The 17,494-nt window shown below is 42.6% G+C and carries 15 protein-coding genes; 13 read left to right on the top strand and 2 right to left on the bottom strand.

All coding sequences use genetic code 11. The features are described 5' to 3' along the window. Window positions 1–2 precede the first annotated feature (2 nt). The gene (locus ACJ9PY_RS17905) at window positions 3–2,309 is read left to right on the top strand and encodes a DNA internalization-related competence protein ComEC/Rec2 (RefSeq protein ID WP_411738659.1); all 2,307 of its coding nucleotides are present in this window, start codon (window positions 3–5) and stop codon (window positions 2,307–2,309) included. Window positions 2,310–2,385: 76 nt separating this feature from the next. On the opposite strand, the gene ACJ9PY_RS17900 is transcribed toward ACJ9PY_RS17905, so the two are convergent. Beyond that, complete coding sequence (locus ACJ9PY_RS17900; RefSeq protein ID WP_034308559.1) at window positions 2,386–2,520, bottom strand: YqzM family protein; 135 nt, start codon at window positions 2,518–2,520, stop codon at window positions 2,386–2,388. 339 nt (window positions 2,521–2,859) lie between these two features. Between ACJ9PY_RS17900 and holA the strand changes: the two genes are divergently transcribed. Then, window positions 2,860–3,873: a DNA polymerase III subunit delta gene (gene holA / locus ACJ9PY_RS17895; protein ID WP_411738658.1), complete on the top strand. Its 1,014-nt coding sequence runs from the start codon at window positions 2,860–2,862 to the stop codon at window positions 3,871–3,873. An 89-nt stretch (window positions 3,874–3,962) separates the two neighbouring features. Here the strand turns inward: holA and rpsT are convergent, their stop codons facing one another. Beyond that, window positions 3,963–4,229 carry a 30S ribosomal protein S20 gene (rpsT, locus tag ACJ9PY_RS17890; RefSeq protein ID WP_034308554.1) on the bottom strand — a complete coding sequence of 89 codons (267 nt, stop codon included), beginning with the start codon at window positions 4,227–4,229 and terminating at the stop codon, window positions 3,963–3,965. A 274-nt stretch (window positions 4,230–4,503) separates the two neighbouring features. Between rpsT and gpr the strand changes: the two genes are divergently transcribed. The 11 genes from gpr to ACJ9PY_RS17835 all read left to right on the top strand — a co-directional run bounded on the left by gpr (window position 4,504) and on the right by ACJ9PY_RS17835 (window position 17,494). Next, a complete protein-coding gene (gpr, locus tag ACJ9PY_RS17885; protein WP_057278854.1) occupies window positions 4,504–5,622 on the top strand; it encodes a GPR endopeptidase in 1,119 nt (372 codons plus the stop codon). Window positions 5,623–5,708: 86 nt separating this feature from the next. Continuing rightward, window positions 5,709–6,908 (top strand): stage II sporulation protein P, encoded by a 1,200-nt coding sequence (gene spoIIP, locus ACJ9PY_RS17880; RefSeq protein ID WP_034308549.1) that lies wholly within the window; start codon window positions 5,709–5,711, stop codon window positions 6,906–6,908. A 21-nt stretch (window positions 6,909–6,929) separates the two neighbouring features. Further along, window positions 6,930–7,253, top strand: a complete 324-nt coding sequence (locus ACJ9PY_RS17875; protein ID WP_053535740.1) for a YqxA family protein — start codon at window positions 6,930–6,932, stop codon at window positions 7,251–7,253. A gap of 175 nt (window positions 7,254–7,428) precedes the next feature. After that, complete coding sequence (gene lepA / locus ACJ9PY_RS17870) at window positions 7,429–9,264, top strand: translation elongation factor 4 (protein WP_057278852.1); 1,836 nt, start codon at window positions 7,429–7,431, stop codon at window positions 9,262–9,264. Window positions 9,265–9,353: 89 nt separating this feature from the next. Then, complete coding sequence (gene hemW, locus ACJ9PY_RS17865) at window positions 9,354–10,505, top strand: radical SAM family heme chaperone HemW (RefSeq protein ID WP_034308541.1); 1,152 nt, start codon at window positions 9,354–9,356, stop codon at window positions 10,503–10,505. Window positions 10,506–10,629: 124 nt separating this feature from the next. Next, complete coding sequence (hrcA, locus tag ACJ9PY_RS17860; protein WP_048682856.1) at window positions 10,630–11,658, top strand: heat-inducible transcriptional repressor HrcA; 1,029 nt, start codon at window positions 10,630–10,632, stop codon at window positions 11,656–11,658. Window positions 11,659–11,757: 99 nt separating this feature from the next. Continuing rightward, on the top strand, window positions 11,758–12,351 hold the full coding sequence (grpE, locus tag ACJ9PY_RS17855) for a nucleotide exchange factor GrpE (RefSeq protein WP_063575648.1): 594 nt from the start codon (window positions 11,758–11,760) through the stop codon (window positions 12,349–12,351). 37 nt (window positions 12,352–12,388) lie between these two features. Continuing rightward, window positions 12,389–14,221 carry a molecular chaperone DnaK gene (dnaK, locus tag ACJ9PY_RS17850; protein ID WP_034308533.1) on the top strand — a complete coding sequence of 611 codons (1,833 nt, stop codon included), beginning with the start codon at window positions 12,389–12,391 and terminating at the stop codon, window positions 14,219–14,221. Window positions 14,222–14,508: 287 nt separating this feature from the next. After that, window positions 14,509–15,624 carry a molecular chaperone DnaJ gene (dnaJ, locus tag ACJ9PY_RS17845; protein ID WP_057278850.1) on the top strand — a complete coding sequence of 372 codons (1,116 nt, stop codon included), beginning with the start codon at window positions 14,509–14,511 and terminating at the stop codon, window positions 15,622–15,624. Window positions 15,625–15,661: 37 nt separating this feature from the next. Continuing rightward, a complete protein-coding gene (prmA, locus tag ACJ9PY_RS17840) occupies window positions 15,662–16,603 on the top strand; it encodes a 50S ribosomal protein L11 methyltransferase (RefSeq protein ID WP_098185694.1) in 942 nt (313 codons plus the stop codon). 138 nt (window positions 16,604–16,741) lie between these two features. After that, window positions 16,742–17,494 carry a 16S rRNA (uracil(1498)-N(3))-methyltransferase gene (locus ACJ9PY_RS17835; RefSeq protein WP_034308528.1) on the top strand — a complete coding sequence of 251 codons (753 nt, stop codon included), beginning with the start codon at window positions 16,742–16,744 and terminating at the stop codon, window positions 17,492–17,494.

Raw genomic sequence — 17,494 nt, 5'->3', positions numbered from 1 at the left:
GCATGGCCAGACATCTTATCTTACTGGCCGTTTCAGCTACATTTGGTGTTACGGCCCATTCTCTTTTAAATGTAAGGCTGCTGATCATTATCCTAATTTTTCTCTGTTTCCTTTATTTTTCGGTGGGCTTAAGTGTGAAGGCCCTTAGTTTTCATTTGGTGATCATGGGGATATTTTTAGGGGCCGCCTCCTTCTCCGATCACCGAAACAAAACTGCCTATCATGGAACGGAAAGCCAATTTATCATCACATTTACCGACCAACCGAATATAGATGGAAATTCATTAAAAGGATTCATTGGCAGTGAGAAAGGCGAACGGCTATTGCTTCGTTATAAAATCACGACCGAATTGGAACAGGAAAAGCTTAGTCAGTTTCTGCGAATCGGTTTATCTTGTCCGGCTGAAGGGACATTGCAAATTCCCGAGAAAAACAGGAATGAAAACAGTTTCGATTACCAGCGTTATCTTTTCCGCCAAGGCACCCATTGGATATTCAAAGCGGATTCCATTTCATTTCAAGAATGCAAAGAAGGTGGAAACTCGATTCTGCTTTCGATTCGTAATTTGCGCCTGAAGGGGATTGCATATATTAGAGAACACTTTCCTGAAGAGTCGAGCGGTTTTGTCACAGCGCTCATATTCGGTGACCAGAGATATATAGATGAAGGGGACCTTACTAATTATCAGCGGTTGGGGTTGGTTCATTTACTGGCGATTTCCGGCCTTCATGTCAGTTTTTTAACGGGGGTGTTATTTTACATCGGCATCAGGGTCGGGATTACACGGGAAAGAATGATGATGGCCATCTTACTCTTCCTTCCGGTTTACATGTTACTTTCAGGTGCCAGTCCATCAGTGGTGCGATCCTGTTCAATGGCTATGCTTTTCTTTCTACTCCTGCTATTCAAGAAGCGGATTTCAGCGGGTGCCGCAATTGGTTCGACTTATTTGGCACTTTTGTTTTTTCGGCCTAATATGCTCTATGATATAGGTTTTCAGCTTTCATTCGCGGTCACATTCTCCATTATCATGTCTACAAGCATCTTCTTGCAATACCCGAAGAAATCGATGCAGCTATTCATCCTCAGTTCCATCTGCCAACTGGCAGCCCTTCCGATTTTGCTTTTTCACTTTTTTGAAGTATCTTTACTTGGAGTGTTTCTGAACGTATTGTATGTTCCGCTTTATTCCATCATATTGCTGCCATTTTCACTGATTTCCCTCCTCATTCATTTATTACTGCCTTCCTTTGGTCAACCTCTCATATCATTATTGAATTTCACCTTCGTACTCTGCAATAAAGCCGCAGATGCAGCATCAGGATTGCCGCTCGCTTCCATACCGTTTGGAAAGCCGCCTTTCCTCATGATGTTACTACTTGTTATTTTCCTTATAGGGTTATGCCTGTCTTGGGAAGTATCCTTTGAAAAAAGTAAAATCTGGTGCGGAATGATAATCGTCCTTTTACTTTTGCAATATAACTTACAAAGGTTCTCGCCTTTCGGTGAAGTGCAAATAATCGACGTAGGACAAGGTGACTCCATTTTCATTTCCCTGCCTTTCAATCGCGGTAATTATTTAATTGATACGGGCGGGCAAATTACATTTCCAATCGATGCATGGGCGATAAAGCGAAAGAAGTTCAACACGGCGGATGATATCATTATTCCATTATTGAAAAGTAAAGGAATCCACCAATTGGACAAATTGATTTTAACCCATCCGGATGCAGATCATATGGGAAGTGCAAAAGAATTAATAGATAATTTTAAAGTTGCGGAGATCATCATTGGAGGCTGGAGTGAAGAGCAATATAGGGATATGGATCTTGTAGCCGTGGCGAGAGAGAAAAAAGTGAAAATGACCGTCCTGAAAAGGGGGGACCAATGGGTGGCGGGCGGAGTGCGGTTTGCTGTGCTAAGTCCATTTAAGCAAGAGGAAGATAAGAATGATTCATCCATCGTTCTATTCACGGAGCTTGGCGGAGTGTCATGGTTATTGACCGGCGATATGGGAGAAGAAGGGGAGAGGGAACTTTTGAGAACATTTCCGCAGTTGCAGGCGGATATCTTGAAGGTCGGTCACCATGGCAGTAAAACGTCTTCTTCCGCGCCCTTCCTTGAACAGCTGCAGCCGAAAGCGGCGCTTATTTCAGTTGGAAAAGATAACCGCTACGGGCACCCTCATGGAGACGTAATTGGGAATTTGGAGGGGAATGGCATAAAAGTGTTCAGGACGGACGAGGATGGTTCTATTATTTACAAGTATTACAAAAGCAGTGGAACCTTTCTGAAGACTCTCCCATAGTATATAGAAAATCAAAAAGAAAGGGACTGCAGCAGCAGCCCCCATCAGGAAAAATAAGTGCATGTAATGAATGAAATCAGGATCCGACAGCTTTAATGACGACAGCTATGGTGAACATGGCAGCGAAAAATACAAAAGAACCGATGAATCCTATAGCGGAATCAGCGACGTCATCTGTCTTTGATTGAACATTCTTTTCGAATTCGTTCATTATTTACCCCTCCTATTTCTGCTAATAGTATAAAACATTACCAAAAAAAAATCTACAGGCTTCATTCCTTCATTTCCTTTACTGACAAGAGTTGTCACAAATAGTTTGGGATTTTGAGGTCAAAATAAAAGTACAAACAAAGCAAGCGAAAACGAAAAGCTCATTTGTTCTACATGAATACTCTACCCGCTTTCAAGGGAGATTACCCGGGCCTTTCTTGAAAGTGTTCATATAGATCCGGAATTAGCCCTTTTAAGGGCTAGTTCCCTTTATAGCTTGTCAAATGGTCCATCCACCTATACCATTAGAGAAGAATACATAGTAAAGAGGCGGATTCTATTGGTATTAGACGTTTGGAAAAGTATAAAAAAAGGGCAATTCGCGCCAGTATACTTGTTATATGGGACGGAAGCCTATCTAATTAATGAAACGAAGCAGCTATTGATCGACAATGTCCTTCATGAAGATGAGATGGATTTTAACTTTTCTCAATTTGATTTAGAAGAGACGCCTGTTGAAACTGCGCTTGAAGATGTCGAAACCCTCCCGTTTATCGGGGAAAGGCGCCTTGTCTTCATGCAAAACCCATTTTTTTTGACAGCTGAAAAAACGAAGTCAAGAGTTGAGCATAATGTGAAAAGACTGGAAGCGTATTTGGCTGACCCGGTTCCATATTCTATTGTCGTATTGACCGCACCTTATGAGAAACTGGATGAACGGAAAAAAATCACCAAGGAACTGAAGCGTAAGGCGGTTCTCGTTGAAGCGAAGAAGCTTGGTGATCATGAGTTAAAGGGATGGGTGAAGGAGAGGGTCGAAGCTTCTTCGGTCCGAATAGATGAGCAGGCTACAGAGCTTTTACTTGAACTTACAGGAACGAATCTGATGATGCTGACGAATGAACTGGATAAAATGGTGCTTTATACGGAAGCTGAGAAGCACATTACAGTCGAGGTAGTGGAAAAGCTGGTCGCAAAATCCCTTGAACAGAATATCTTCACACTTGTTGATCATGTGTTACAGAGAAAAATGGAGAGTGCCATGACGATACTGCACGATCTTCTCAGGCAGAATGAAGAGCCGATCAAGATCTTGAGTGTCATGGCAGGTCAGGTCAGGCTCATGTATCAAGTGAAGGAGCTTTCCCGTCAGGGCTATAGCCAGCAAAAAATTGCGGGTCAACTGAAGGTGCACCCTTACAGGGTAAAGCTGGCACTTGAAAAGACGGGGAAATTCCAGGAACGCGAGTTGTTGAGCATCATGAACGACTTAGCGGAAGCGGATTATAAAATGAAGACCGGCCAAGCAGATAAGGCAATCACGCTTGAGCTGCTGCTTTTAAAAATTAGATGATAAAAAAGGTGGCAGATTTCCTGTCACCTTTTTTATGCAAAAAACGGCACAAAAAAAACGATCCGATTGGATCGTTTAATTTTTTGTCATTATGCGTTAAGAGCGTTAAGTCTTTTCGCTAAACGAGATTTTTTACGGGCTGCCGCATTTTTATGGATTAATCCTTTAGATGCAGCTTTGTCTAATTTCACAGCAGCTGTTAAAAGAGCTTCTTTAGCAGCTTCAACGTTTTCACCAGCTAATGCAACTTCAGCGTTTTTCACTGTAGTACGCATAGTTGATCTAACAGTAATGTTATGAACGCGTTTTTTGTCGTTGATTTTTACACGTTTAATAGCAGATTTAATGTTTGGCATTCCGTTCACCTCCTACAAAGAAATCGAGATTATATGAACTCGACTTTTCAAATCCATATCAAATAGCACAAGTGATATTCTATCAGACTGCTCATAAATATGCAATACTTCAGATTGAGAATCGAAAAGGAATTATAATTTCAGTAATAAATTCATCTCGTCATCATTCATTGTACCAAAAAAATGAATAATAAAAAAGCAAAAACGACAGAATGTTTAAGAGAGACTATTGAAAATACTAGATTAGATACAATTCAAACATCAGGAGGCCGTTATGGAAAATAAATTGGACCTTAGTGAATACGGAATTCGGACAGATTTGGCGATTGAAGCAAAGGAAATTGCCCTTGAACATAAAGGTGTAGTAGAGGAAGTGGATGTTTCCCGCATCGAAGGGGTCATTATTAAGGAAAAAGATGTGGATGATTTGAAGGTATCCTTAGTTGAGGTCACGGCTGAGGGAGAAAAAGAAATCGGTAAGAAACAGGGCAGTTATTTGACCATCGAAGTGCAGGGAATCCGCCAGCAGGATACGGAAACGCAGCAACGGGTGGAAAAGGTGTTCGCCAACGAACTGGCTTACTTCTTGAAACGGAATAAAATCACAAAAGAAAGCAGTTGTTTGGTTGTCGGTCTTGGTAATTGGAATGTTACCCCCGATGCCTTGGGGCCTGCAGTCGTTGAGAACCTTGTGGTCACAAGACATTTGTTCGAATTGCAGCCAGAGTCCGTCAAGGAAGGCTATCGGCCGGTCAGTGCCATTTCCCCTGGGGTGATGGGGATTACCGGAATCGAGACGAGTGACATCATAAAAGGCGTCATCGAAAAAAGTAATCCTGATTTCCTTATCGTCGTTGACGCATTGGCTGCCCGTTCGATCGAACGGGTGAACTCTACGATTCAAATTACGGATACAGGCATCCATCCAGGGTCTGGTGTGGGAAATAAACGAAAAGAATTGAGCCAGGATACACTGGGAGTTCCTGTTATAGCAATAGGAATACCTACTGTCGTGGATGCCGTATCCATTGCCAGCGATACGATAGATTATATTTTGAAGCACTTTGGCAAGGAACTGAATGAAGGGGACAGGCCATCACGTTCGTTGGCACCAGCTGGATTCAGTTTTGGGAAGCGCACAAAGCTGACCGAAGAGGATATGCCAGGTGAAAAGGAGCGCCAAACCTTCTTGGGAATGATAGGTGTCCTCCCTGATGAAGAGAAACGGAAGTTGATTTATGAGGTACTGTCACCGCTTGGTCAAAATTTGATGGTTACACCAAAAGAAGTCGATGTTTTCATCGAGGATATGGCCAATTTGATAGCCAATGGTTTAAATGCAGCCTTGCATCATTCAATAAATCAAGATAATGCCGGCTATTACACCCGTTAAATCACTTTCAGTGCCCAAAAATGGTGTTCTACCCTTTCTAGCAAAGTCATAGGTATTAATAGACAAGCTATAGAGAGGGTGGAAAGATGAAAAGAAGAAATTCCCCAGGAATCATAACAGCCATTCACGGATCAACAATAATAAAAACTTTTCTAGGTATTCTCGCCTTGCTTCTTTTTGTTTTTTCAGTCAGTGGGGTCATGACTTCCCTAAGACCGGAGTATCGGATATCTTCTAACTCCGTACATACTGTAGCCAATCAATTCTCGGGAAAAATGCTGTTTTCGATGCTGGCCAACGAAAATCATTATCTTTTTAATGCCCTGCCGGAAGGTAAGCAGGAATCGATCATCACGAATCAATTGATAAAAGTCTCGACCAACATTTCACTTGAGGACCCGCGAAGTTTACTGGGAAGGGAGCTTCCTGGCTTTTCGATTTTTGATAATGAGATCCTCGTTGCTGGGGAAGGAACGAATTATACGAATATGCCGTATGAATCTTCACCGCCAGTGGATGTCCTGAATGAAGAAAGGGATGCATCCCTTCAAAACCTGGATGAGATTAAAGAACCGGATAAAGGAGTGACCAATCAGCCGAATCAAACGACCAATGGCCGGAAAGTGGTCGAGATATACCATAGCCATAACCGGGAGTCATATCTTCCATATTTAAAAGGGGTGACAGACCCCGATCTAGCCTACCATTCTAAAATCAATATTACGAAACTCGGGGAACGGATGGTTGAAGATTTGGCTGATAAGGGGATCGGCTCCTCGCTCGATAAAACGGATATCATGGGAAATCTGAATAATAAAGGATTGAATTATGCCAAATCGTATCAAGAATCACGAAAATCGGTCCAGACGGCATTGGCCAATAACAAAGATTTAGAATACCTGATTGATATCCACCGCGATTCAAAGCGGAAGAAACATACGACAATTACAATCAGAGGTAAAGAGTATGCCAAGATCGCCTTCGTGATCGGGGGGAATAACCCGAACTATGAAAAAAATGCCGCGCTTGCCAATAAGCTTCATAAAGCATTGGAGAAAAAATACCCAGGTATTTCCCGAGGGGTTATGAAACAGGGCGGATCTAGCCATAATGGTATATATAATCAGGATTTATCAGGCAATGCCATGCTTATTGAAGTTGGCGGTGTTGATAATACTTTCGAGGAAATGTACTTGACCGTTGATGCCTTTACCGAGGTTTTCAGTGAATTTTACTGGGATGCCAAAGCAGTGGATAACCCGACCGGGGATTCGGAAGCGAGGTAATTTGAAAGGAGTTCTCTTATCATGGTTCGATTTTGGTTGAAATGTACAGGGATTGTGCTCGTATTATTTTTAGGTGTTCTAATCGGGATGCAGCAAGCGAACGACGGGATGAAAAAAATGAAGGGGTATGAAGATCCCTCTTTGAATAGTGCATTCATCATTAACCAATCGGACCAAGGGGAGATGGAAGCGGATATCCTTGGCGAAAAAGTGACGAGTCATGATTTGGAGACGAAAAAAGAAAAGCTTGAAGAAATGAAAGCTTTCAACTTTTTCTCATCGATCGGCAAAACGCTTGGAGAAACCATATCAGGTGCCTTTCAAGCCCTTATTGATATGATTTAGGCAGGAAATAAGTTGATTGTGCCCTGCAAAAGGCTGCATCCGAATCCGGGATGCAGCCTTTTTTTATGCTTTGTCCTGCAATGATGCTTCTTTTGTAACTATTCTGTTGAATCTTGCATTTTCTATTGATATAATAAAAAATAGTGTATTGTGTCGACTAGTGGGAGTGAACGTCATGAATAGAGAAGAAAAATTAAAAAGACAATCAAAAATTCGTAACTTTTCCATCATCGCTCATATCGATCATGGTAAATCTACATTGGCGGATCGTATCATTGAAAAAACGAACGCCATGACTCAGCGTGAAATGAAGAGTCAGCTGTTGGATTCCATGGATTTAGAGCGTGAGCGTGGAATTACGATTAAATTGAATGCGATTCAATTGAAATATAACGCGAAAGATGGAGAAGAATACATCTTCCATCTTATTGATACACCGGGACATGTCGATTTTACGTATGAAGTGTCACGAAGCCTTGCAGCTTGTGAAGGCGCTGTCCTTGTTGTCGATGCGGCACAGGGAATTGAGGCCCAAACGCTTGCAAATGTGTATTTAGCTTTGGACAACAACCTTGAAATCATTCCGGTCATCAATAAAATTGATTTGCCGAGTGCAGATCCGGAACGGGTGCGCGGAGAAATCGAGGAAGTGATCGGATTGGATGCTTCCGATGCAGTTTTGGCTTCGGCTAAAGCCGGAATCGGAATCGAGGAGATTTTGGAACAGGTAGTTGAATTGGTTCCAGCTCCGCAAGGTGATCCGGATGCTCCTTTCAAGGCGCTTATTTTCGATTCACTGTTTGATGCGTACCGCGGTGTAGTTGCCTATATCCGTGTTGTTGAGGGTTCCATTAAAGTGGGCGACAAAATCAAAATGATGTCCACTGGCAAGGAATTCGATGTTACCGAATTGGGTGTTTTCAACCCTAAAACACAGCTTTTGGATGAACTGAACGTCGGTGATGTAGGTTTCCTTACGGCATCCATTAAAAACGTTGGTGATACGACTGTCGGTGATACGATCACGAGTGCCGTGAATAGTGCGACAGAACCATTGCCGGGTTACAGGAAGATGAATCCGATGGTATATTGCGGTTTATACCCAATTGACGCATCGAAATTCAATGATTTACGCGATGCATTGGAGAAATTGGAATTGAACGATTCAGCGCTTCAGTTCGAAGCGGAATCATCGCAAGCATTGGGCTTCGGTTTCCGTTGCGGATTCCTTGGACTCCTTCATATGGAAATCATCCAGGAACGGATTGAACGTGAATTCAAAATCGATCTGATCACCACTGCACCGAGTGTTATTTATGATGTGGTGCAAACGGACGGAACGGTCCTGAAAGTGGATAACCCGTCCAATATGCCTGATGCTCAAAAGATCGAACGTGTCGAGGAGCCATATGTCAAAGCAACGATGATGGCACCGACGGAGTTTGTCGGGGCGATCATGGAAATCTGTCAAAATAAACGCGGTAACTTCATTGATATGGCATATATCGATGAGACTCGTGTGAGCATTCATTATGAAATTCCATTATCGGAAATCGTGTATGATTTCTTCGATCAATTGAAATCCAATACAAGAGGCTATGCTTCATTCGATTATGAGCTGATCGGCTACAAACCGTCCAAGCTTGTGAAGATGGATATTTTACTGAATGCTGAAACTGTCGATGCTTTAAGTTTCATCGTTCATAAGGACTTTGCTTATGAACGCGGTAAAGTCATTGTTGAAAAATTGAAGAAATTGATTCCAAGGCAACAATTCGAAGTGCCGATCCAAGCGGCGATCGGGCAAAAAATCATCGCCCGTTCTTCGATTAGTGCAATGCGCAAAAACGTATTGGCTAAATGTTACGGCGGCGATATTTCCCGTAAACGTAAGTTGCTCGAAAAACAGAAAGAAGGTAAAAAGCGGATGAAACAAGTAGGTTCCGTTGAAGTTCCGCAAGAAGCTTTCATGGCTGTTTTGAAAATGGATGATACGACACCCAAAAAATAAATAAAATAAACGATAGTTAGAAAAAAGAGGGTAGAGGAGATCTAGCCTCTTTTTCTATCGACTCATTCGATTAAAAGGTTGTGAACACAATGATCAAAAGCGCTTACCTCCATATACCATTTTGTGAACATATTTGTCACTATTGTGATTTCAATAAAGTATTTTTGCAGGGACAGCCGGTCGACGAATATTTACAGATGATGAAAAGGGAAATGGTGATGCAGCTTTCCAAATACCCGACTGCAGGGTTGGATACGGTTTTCGTCGGTGGAGGGACACCGACCTCACTGGATGAAAAGCAGCTTGCATTCTTATGTGAAGCAATCAATGAAACCCTGCCCTTTGATCCCAAGAAGGCTGAATATACCTTTGAAGCCAATCCCGGGGATCTTTCAAGGGAAAAACTCAAGATACTTTATGATTCAGGGGTCAATAGACTTAGCTTTGGAGTGCAAAGCTTCAATGATGAATTATTAAAACGAATTGGCCGGACTCACCGGGCTTCAGAAGTATATGAAACGATCCATTTGGCTCAAGAAGTTGGCTTTACGAATATAAGCATCGACTTGATTTATGGATTGCCGGGCCAAACGATGGAAGATTTCAAGGATACGCTGGATAAAGCGATCGCGCTTCAATTGCCGCACTACTCAAGCTACTCATTGATCGTTGAGCCGAAGACGGTTTTTTATAATCAGATGCGAAGAGGTAAATTAAACCTGCCGCCGCAGGAGCTCGAGGCTTCGATGTATGAGAGGCTGATGGAAGAGATGGAGAAGCATGGTCTGCATCAATATGAAATCAGTAATTTTGCCCGGGCTGGGTTTGAAAGCAGGCACAACCTGACATATTGGGATAATGTGGAGTATTATGGGATTGGTGCTGGTGCACATGGCTATACTGGAGGTAAAAGGGTGGCCAATCATGGGCCAGTGAAGAAATATATCACTCCATTGCTTTCGAACGAGCTGCCTGTGTTGGAAGAACATCCAGTACCGCTTCATGAACGGATGGAAGAGGAGATGTTTTTGGGTCTCCGGAAAACGCAAGGGGTTTCATTGGAAATCTTCAAGAATAAATTTTTTGTAGAAATGACGGAGATTTTCAGGAAACCGCTCGAAGAAGGATCGGCAAAGGGTTTGCTTAAGGTGGAAGGCGGGTTCGTGCGCTTGACTGAGCGGGGCAAACTGCTTGGAAATGAAGTGTTCCAAACATTTTTAGGCGTTATTGATTCCGACTGAAGGAAATCCATGTTATTTTAACGATGAATTAGCGGTTTTCATTGTTGACATCATAAGCTGCATTTGATAATTTATTAGTATATTAGCACTCGATGAGACAGAGTGCTAACAGAGGTGATCATACATGCTAACTGATCGTCAATTATTGATTCTACAAGTGATAATCGAGGATTTCATCCATTCTGCCCAGCCAGTCGGGTCACGAAGCTTGTCGAAGAAAGATGAAATCACGTTCAGCTCTGCCACAATTCGCAACGAAATGTCTGACCTTGAAGAAATGGGGTTTTTAGAAAAAACCCATACTTCTTCCGGTAGGATCCCTTCTGAAAAAGGGTATAGATATTATGTGGATCATTTACTTTCTCCTCAAGCTCCGAAAAAGAATGAAGTGAAGATTTTAAAATCCGTTTTTGTAGAACGAATTTATGAATTGGAAAAGATCGTTCAGAAGTCAGCGAAAATACTTTCGGAACTGACGAATTATACGGCGATTGTACTCGGACCAAAAGTGAATGAGCATAAGCTGAAAAAAATCCAGATCATTCCCTTAAGTCCTGAAACGGCAATAGCCATCATTATTACGGATACAGGTCATGTGGAAAATCGAATGATTTCCTTACCGCCTTCTTTTGATATAAATGAAATTGAAAAGATGGTGAATATATTGAATTCCCGTTTGGTCGATGTTCCGCTAGTTGATCTAAAGGATAAGATCTATAAGGAAGTGGCCGTTCTATTGAGCCGCCACATTCATAACTATGGATCGATGGTCTCGGTCCTTGCGGAGACCCTGACGGACACAAAGCCCGAAAAAATATTTTTCGGCGGGAAAACGAATATGCTGAGGCAGCCGGAGTTCCATGATATTGCGAAAGTAAGCACGCTTTTATCGATGATTGAGCAGGAACAGGGATTTTATGAACTAATTACTCAAAATCCATCGGGCATCCACGTCAAGATCGGCCGTGAAAATCAAAACACAGTGCTCGATGACTGCAGTTTGATTACGGCAACCTACTCAATCGGGCAGGAGCAAGTTGGCACATTGGCCATATTGGGTCCAACGAGAATGGAATATTCGAGAGTGATCAGTTTGCTTTCGTTTTTCTCGAAAGATTTAACGGCCCTGATGACAAAACTGTATCAAAAATAGTAGCAAAGGTAATATTGTTAAGGTGGCGGAGGAGTGTATTCCGCGGCCTGGCATATTACTTTAGCATAAATTGTATAACCCTTTTAGGGAGGTGAGATTGTGACAGAAAATAAAAACGAAGAACAAACATTGGAAAATGAAACAATCGAGGAAAGCGCTGCAGAAGCAGTTTTCGCTGAAGGAGAAATTCCAGCAGCGGAAGAAAACGATGGTCCTGTTGAAAAAGATGAACTTCAATTGGCTCAAGAAAAAATTGCCGAACTTGAGGCGAAAATCGAAGAAATGGATAACCGTTATCTTCGTCTGCAGGCCGATTTTGATAATTCAAGACGCCGTGCCAAGCTTGATATGGAGGCGGCTCAAAAATATAGAGTTCAAAGTATTGCTAGTGATTTAGTGGAGGCTCTTGATAATTTTGAAAGAGCAACAAAAATCGAAGCGGAAAATGAACAGACGAAATCCTTGCTATCCGGCATGGAAATGGTCTATAAAGCGATTACTGGTGCATTGGCTAAAGAAGGCATCGAACCGATCAGTTCGGTTGGCGAAGAGTTCGATCCGCGTTTGCATCAAGCGGTCATGCAAGTTCAAGATGAAAACTTCGGTTCGAACATCGTCGTCGAGGAATTCCAAAAAGGATACCTTCTTAAAGACCGTGTGATTCGACCTGCAATGGTAAAAGTGAACGAATAGGATTTTTACATATAAATAATTGGGAGGTAGTGAAACTATGAGCAAGATTATTGGTATTGACTTAGGTACAACAAACTCTTGTGTATCTGTACTTGAAGGCGGGGAACCAAAAGTAATCCCGAATCCGGAAGGAAACCGTACAACACCATCCGTAGTGGCATTCAAAAATGGAGAAAGGCAAGTTGGGGAAGTGGCAAAACGCCAAGCGATTACAAACCCTAACACGATCATTTCCATTAAACGCCATATGGGTACCAACCATAAAGAAGTAATTGAAGGAAAAGAATACTCACCTCAAGAAGTTTCTGCAATCATCCTTCAATACTTGAAATCATACGCTGAAGAGTATCTTGGCGAAAAAGTCACTAAAGCGGTTATCACTGTACCTGCTTACTTCAATGATGCAGAACGTCAAGCAACCAAGGATGCTGGTCAAATTGCCGGCCTTGAAGTGGAACGTATCATCAACGAACCGACAGCTGCAGCACTTGCATACGGTTTGGATAAAACGGAAGAAGATCAAACGATCCTTGTATTCGACCTTGGCGGCGGTACATTTGACGTATCGATCATGGAACTTGGAGACGGCGTTTTCGAAGTTAAGTCCACAGCAGGCGACAACCGTCTAGGTGGGGATGATTTCGACCAAGTCATCATCGATTACCTGGTTGAAGCATTCAAGAAAGAAAACGGAATCGACCTTTCAAAAGATAAAATGGCGGTTCAACGTTTGAAAGATGCAGCTGAAAAAGCGAAGAAAGATCTTTCCGGCGTAACGTCAACTCAAATTTCTTTACCGTTCATCACTGCTGGAGAAGCTGGCCCGCTTCACTTGGATGTAACGATGACTAGAGCTAAATTCGATGAGCTTTCCACAGGTCTTGTGGAACGTACGATGGGACCTACTCGTCAAGCATTGAAAGATGCCGGTCTTTCAGCATCTGAAATCGACAAAGTAATCCTTGTTGGTGGATCTACACGTATTCCTGCTGTCGTTGAAGCGATCAAAAAGGAAATCGGTCAAGAACCAAGCAAAGGTGTAAACCCTGATGAAGTGGTGGCTATGGGTGCTGCAATTCAAGGTGGCGTATTGACAGGTGATGTTAAAGACGTTGTCCTTCTTGATGTAACTCCACTTTCACTTGGAATTGAAACGATGGGCGGAGTATTCACGAAACTGATCGACCGTAATACTACGATTCCGACAAGTAAATCACAAGTATTCTCGACAGCGGCTGATAATCAAACGGCAGTTGATATCCATGTCCTTCAAGGTGAGCGTCCAATGTCAGCGGATAACAAAACTCTTGGTCGTTTCCAATTGAGTGACATTCCACCGGCACCGCGTGGAGTTCCGCAAGTTGAAGTGACATTCGATATCGATAAAAACGGTATCGTGAACGTTCGTGCAAAAGATCTTGGTACGAACAAAGAACAAGCAATCACCATCAAATCATCTTCAGGCCTTTCTGATGAAGAGATCGAACGCATGGTACGTGAAGCGGAAGAAAATGCCGATAGCGATAAACAACGCAAAGAAGAAGTTGAACTTCGTAACGAAGCAGATCAATTAGTTTTCCAAACGGAAAAAACGCTTAAAGATCTAGAAGGTAAAGTGGACGAAGCGGAAGTGACAAAAGCGAATGAAGCGAAGGATGAACTGAAAGCTGCAATCGAGAAAAATGAGCTTGAAGAAATCCGCGTGAAAAAAGATGCACTTAACGAAATCGTTCAAGCTTTGACAATGAAGCTTTATGAAGAAGCGGCAAAAGCTCAGCAAGCTGGCGAAGCGGGTGCTGGCGAGTCAGCTCAAGACGATAATGTCGTTGATGCTGAATACACTGAAGTAAACGAAGAAGAGAAAAAATAAAAAGTGCCCCAATCGGGACACTGATATATCGGGCAGTATTCTGCCCCATTGTAAAAAAGTCAAAGTCAGGTTATCTTGACTTTGGCTTTTTTTACAGTGAATGGAAACATTGTTGCAATCACTGATGGGGAATCGTGGGATTTTAGAGGAAAATGTGTGCAAATTGGGGCTGGCAATGCCATTTGCAAAAATGTGTTAAAGCCGTTTGTACTTTTCTAGTTGATTATTATCTTCGTTCAGTGATAATATTACCTTTATGTGAATCGAATCGGGAGTGGATTTTAGATATGAGTAAACGCGATTATTATGAGGTGTTAGGCCTTTCGAAAAGTGCTTCGAAGGATGAAATCAAAAAAGCGTATCGAAAGCTCTCCAAACAATATCACCCTGATATTAATAAAGCGGACGATGCTGCGGATAAATTCAAGGAAATCAAGGAAGCTTACGAAGTATTGAGTGACGAACAGAAAAAAGCCCATTATGACCAATTCGGACATACAGATCCCAATCAAGGCTTTGGCGGTCAGGACTTTGGCGGTTTCGGCGGTTTTGAAGATATTTTCAGTAGCTTCTTTGGTGGCGGCGGACGCAGGAGAGATCCTAATGCACCGCGTCAAGGAGCGGATTTACAGTATACGATGACGCTTTCGTTTGAAGAGGCTGCATTCGGAAAAGATACTGAGATCGAAATTCCGCGTGAAGAGGATTGCGGTACATGTAAAGGATCCGGTGCCAAACCAGGTACAAAGGTGGAAAACTGTTCACATTGTCATGGAACCGGTCAATTGAATGTTGAACAAAACACAGCTTTCGGAAGGATTGTGAACCGGAGAGCATGTCACCATTGTCAAGGAACAGGAAAAATCATTCCTAATAAATGTTCAACATGCGGCGGCGACGGAAAAGTCCAAAAACGTAAAAAAATCCAAGTCAAGGTGCCAGCAGGAATTGATGATGGCCAGCAGTTGCGCGTAACAGGCCAAGGCGAGCCTGGAATCAATGGCGGCCCCGCAGGAGACCTGTATGTAGTCTTCCATGTGCGCAGCCATGAATTCTTTGAACGGGATGGCGATGATATTTATTGTGAAATGCCGGTTACTTTTGCCCAGGCAGCATTAGGCGATGAAATAGAAGTTCCGACGCTGCATGGAAAAGTGAAGCTGAAGATTCCAGCAGGTACACAAACTAGCACTCGTTTCCGTTTAAAGGGCAAAGGAGTTCCGAATGTCAGAGGATATGGCCAAGGAGATCAGCATGTGGTCGTATTGGTTGTCACGCCTAAGAAATTAACGGAAAAACAAAAGGAATTGCTTCGTGAGTTCAGTGATATCAGCGGACAAGGTGTAGATGAACAAGATGATGGCTTTTTCTCAAAAGTGAAGCGGGCTTTCAAAGATAGGTGAATAAAAGTAAAAAGAACAAATTGGGAGTTGGTAGATTATGAAGTGGTCTGAATTTGCAATCCAAACAACGAATGAAGCGGTTGAACCTGTTTCGAATATTCTTCATGAGGCAGGTGCGAGCGGTGTTGTCATTGAGGATCCTCTAGAATTAGTCAAGGAACGTGAAAATGTTTTTGGCGAAATCTACCACTTAAACCCCGATGATTATCCGGATGAAGGTGTAGTCATTAAGGCTTATCTGCCCGTAAACAGCTTCCTTGGCGATACCATTGATGCTATTAAGGAATCAATCAATAATCTCCAACTTTTTGATATTGACCTTGGGAAAAATGTTGTTTCAATTAGTGAAGTGAATGAAGAAGAGTGGGCGACGGCTTGGAAAAAATATTATAACCCCGTCAAGATATCCGAACGTTTTACCATCGTGCCAACGTGGGAAGACTATACTCCGGTAAGCAGTGACGAATTGATCATTGAACTTGATCCAGGCATGGCCTTCGGAACGGGAACACACCCGACGACGGTCATGTGCATCCAAGCGCTGGAACGAACAGTAACGCCTGGTGATTTAGTCGTTGATGTAGGAACTGGTTCTGGTGTTCTAAGCATTGCAGCTGCATTATTGGATGCAAAGCGAATCCAGTCACTTGATTTGGATGAAGTGGCAGTACAGTCAGCCAAGCAAAACGTTGAACTAAATAACGTGCAGGATAAAGTGTCCGTGTCACAAGGCAACTTATTGGATGGAGTAAATGAACAAGCGGATATTGTCGTGGCTAATATTCTTGCCGAAGTGATCATGCGTTTTACGGATGATGTAGCGAAAGTCGTTAAACCTGGCGGATTTTTCATCGCTTCCGGAATCATTCAAACTAAGAAACAAGATGTGAAGGAAGCGATTATAGCATCTGGTTTCACCGTTGAGGAAACGATCTTGATGGAAGATTGGGTGGCAATAATCGCAAAAAGAAATGCTTAATTGGAAAAGTTACTCTGATTATCGGTTTTTTTGATAGTCAGAGTACCTTTTTTTAGCTTGAATCTTTGCACGGCTTGCATTCTGGATTCCCGACTGTTAGCCTGTGAGTTATTTAGACTAGACGAAGTAGGTGGCAGTGTGCAACGGTATTTTCTTAACGAAGCAGATATCAATGGAAACATGGTGACGATATCAGGTGATGATTTTCACCATATCGCCAGAGTGATGAGAATGGGACCAGGTGAGCGGATCATCACGGTGAAAGGTAATGGCATGACAGCAATCGCGGAAATTTCGGAAATTACTGATGATGCTGTAATAGGTACGGTAACTGAATGGAAGAATGAAGAAAAGGAACTTCCTGTAAGGGTAGTGATTGCGAGCGGTCTGCCTAAAGGGGATAAATTGGAATATATCGTTCAAAAGGGCACTGAACTGGGTGCCGTTGAATTTATCCCTTTTATTGCTGCTCGTTCGGTGGTAAAATGGGACCACAAAAAGGTAGGCAAGAAATTGGAGAGGCTCCAGAAGATTTCAAAAGAGGCGGCTGAGCAATCTCACCGCACGGTTATCCCTGCCATCAAGGAACCGATGACGGCAGATCAGCTAGCTGGGTATGCTTCCGGTTTCGATCATAAATTAATCGCTTTTGAAGAAGAGGCAAAACGGGGGGAAACTTCTGTACTCGCTTCTGTCTTGAAAGATATTACTGCTGGGCAATCCATCCTATTCGTTTTTGGGCCTGAAGGTGGTTTGGCAGATAAGGAAATTGAAAAACTGACTGATGCCGGTTTTATGGCTTGCGGTCTTGGACCAAGAATATTAAGAACTGAAACAGCACCTTTATATGCACTTTCCGCTGTTTCTTATCATGTAGAACTTTTGAGGTGA

The organism is Peribacillus sp. S4, assembly GCF_046715815.1.
GTDB lineage: Bacteria > Bacillota > Bacilli > Bacillales > DSM-1321 > Peribacillus > Peribacillus frigoritolerans.
This window is presented reverse-complemented; position numbering and strand designations above follow the sequence as displayed.

Bases quoted from the DNA above. Each gene is read 5' to 3' on its own strand.
- hrcA (WP_048682856.1), top strand. From the start codon at position 10,630: ATGCTAACTGATCGTCAATTATTGATTCTACAAGTGATAATCGAGGAT.
- prmA (WP_098185694.1), top strand. From the start codon at position 15,662: ATGAAGTGGTCTGAATTTGCAATCCAAACAACGAATGAAGCGGTTGAA.
- rpsT (WP_034308554.1), bottom strand. From the start codon at position 4,229: ATGCCAAACATTAAATCTGCTATTAAACGTGTAAAAATCAACGACAAA.
- hemW (WP_034308541.1), top strand. From the start codon at position 9,354: ATGATCAAAAGCGCTTACCTCCATATACCATTTTGTGAACATATTTGT.
- ACJ9PY_RS17905 (WP_411738659.1), top strand. From the start codon at position 3: ATGGCCAGACATCTTATCTTACTGGCCGTTTCAGCTACATTTGGTGTT.
- lepA (WP_057278852.1), top strand. From the start codon at position 7,429: ATGAATAGAGAAGAAAAATTAAAAAGACAATCAAAAATTCGTAACTTT.
- dnaJ (WP_057278850.1), top strand. From the start codon at position 14,509: ATGAGTAAACGCGATTATTATGAGGTGTTAGGCCTTTCGAAAAGTGCT.
- ACJ9PY_RS17875 (WP_053535740.1), top strand. From the start codon at position 6,930: ATGGTTCGATTTTGGTTGAAATGTACAGGGATTGTGCTCGTATTATTT.
- ACJ9PY_RS17900 (WP_034308559.1), bottom strand. From the start codon at position 2,520: ATGAACGAATTCGAAAAGAATGTTCAATCAAAGACAGATGACGTCGCT.
- gpr (WP_057278854.1), top strand. From the start codon at position 4,504: ATGGAAAATAAATTGGACCTTAGTGAATACGGAATTCGGACAGATTTG.
- spoIIP (WP_034308549.1), top strand. From the start codon at position 5,709: ATGAAAAGAAGAAATTCCCCAGGAATCATAACAGCCATTCACGGATCA.
- dnaK (WP_034308533.1), top strand. From the start codon at position 12,389: ATGAGCAAGATTATTGGTATTGACTTAGGTACAACAAACTCTTGTGTA.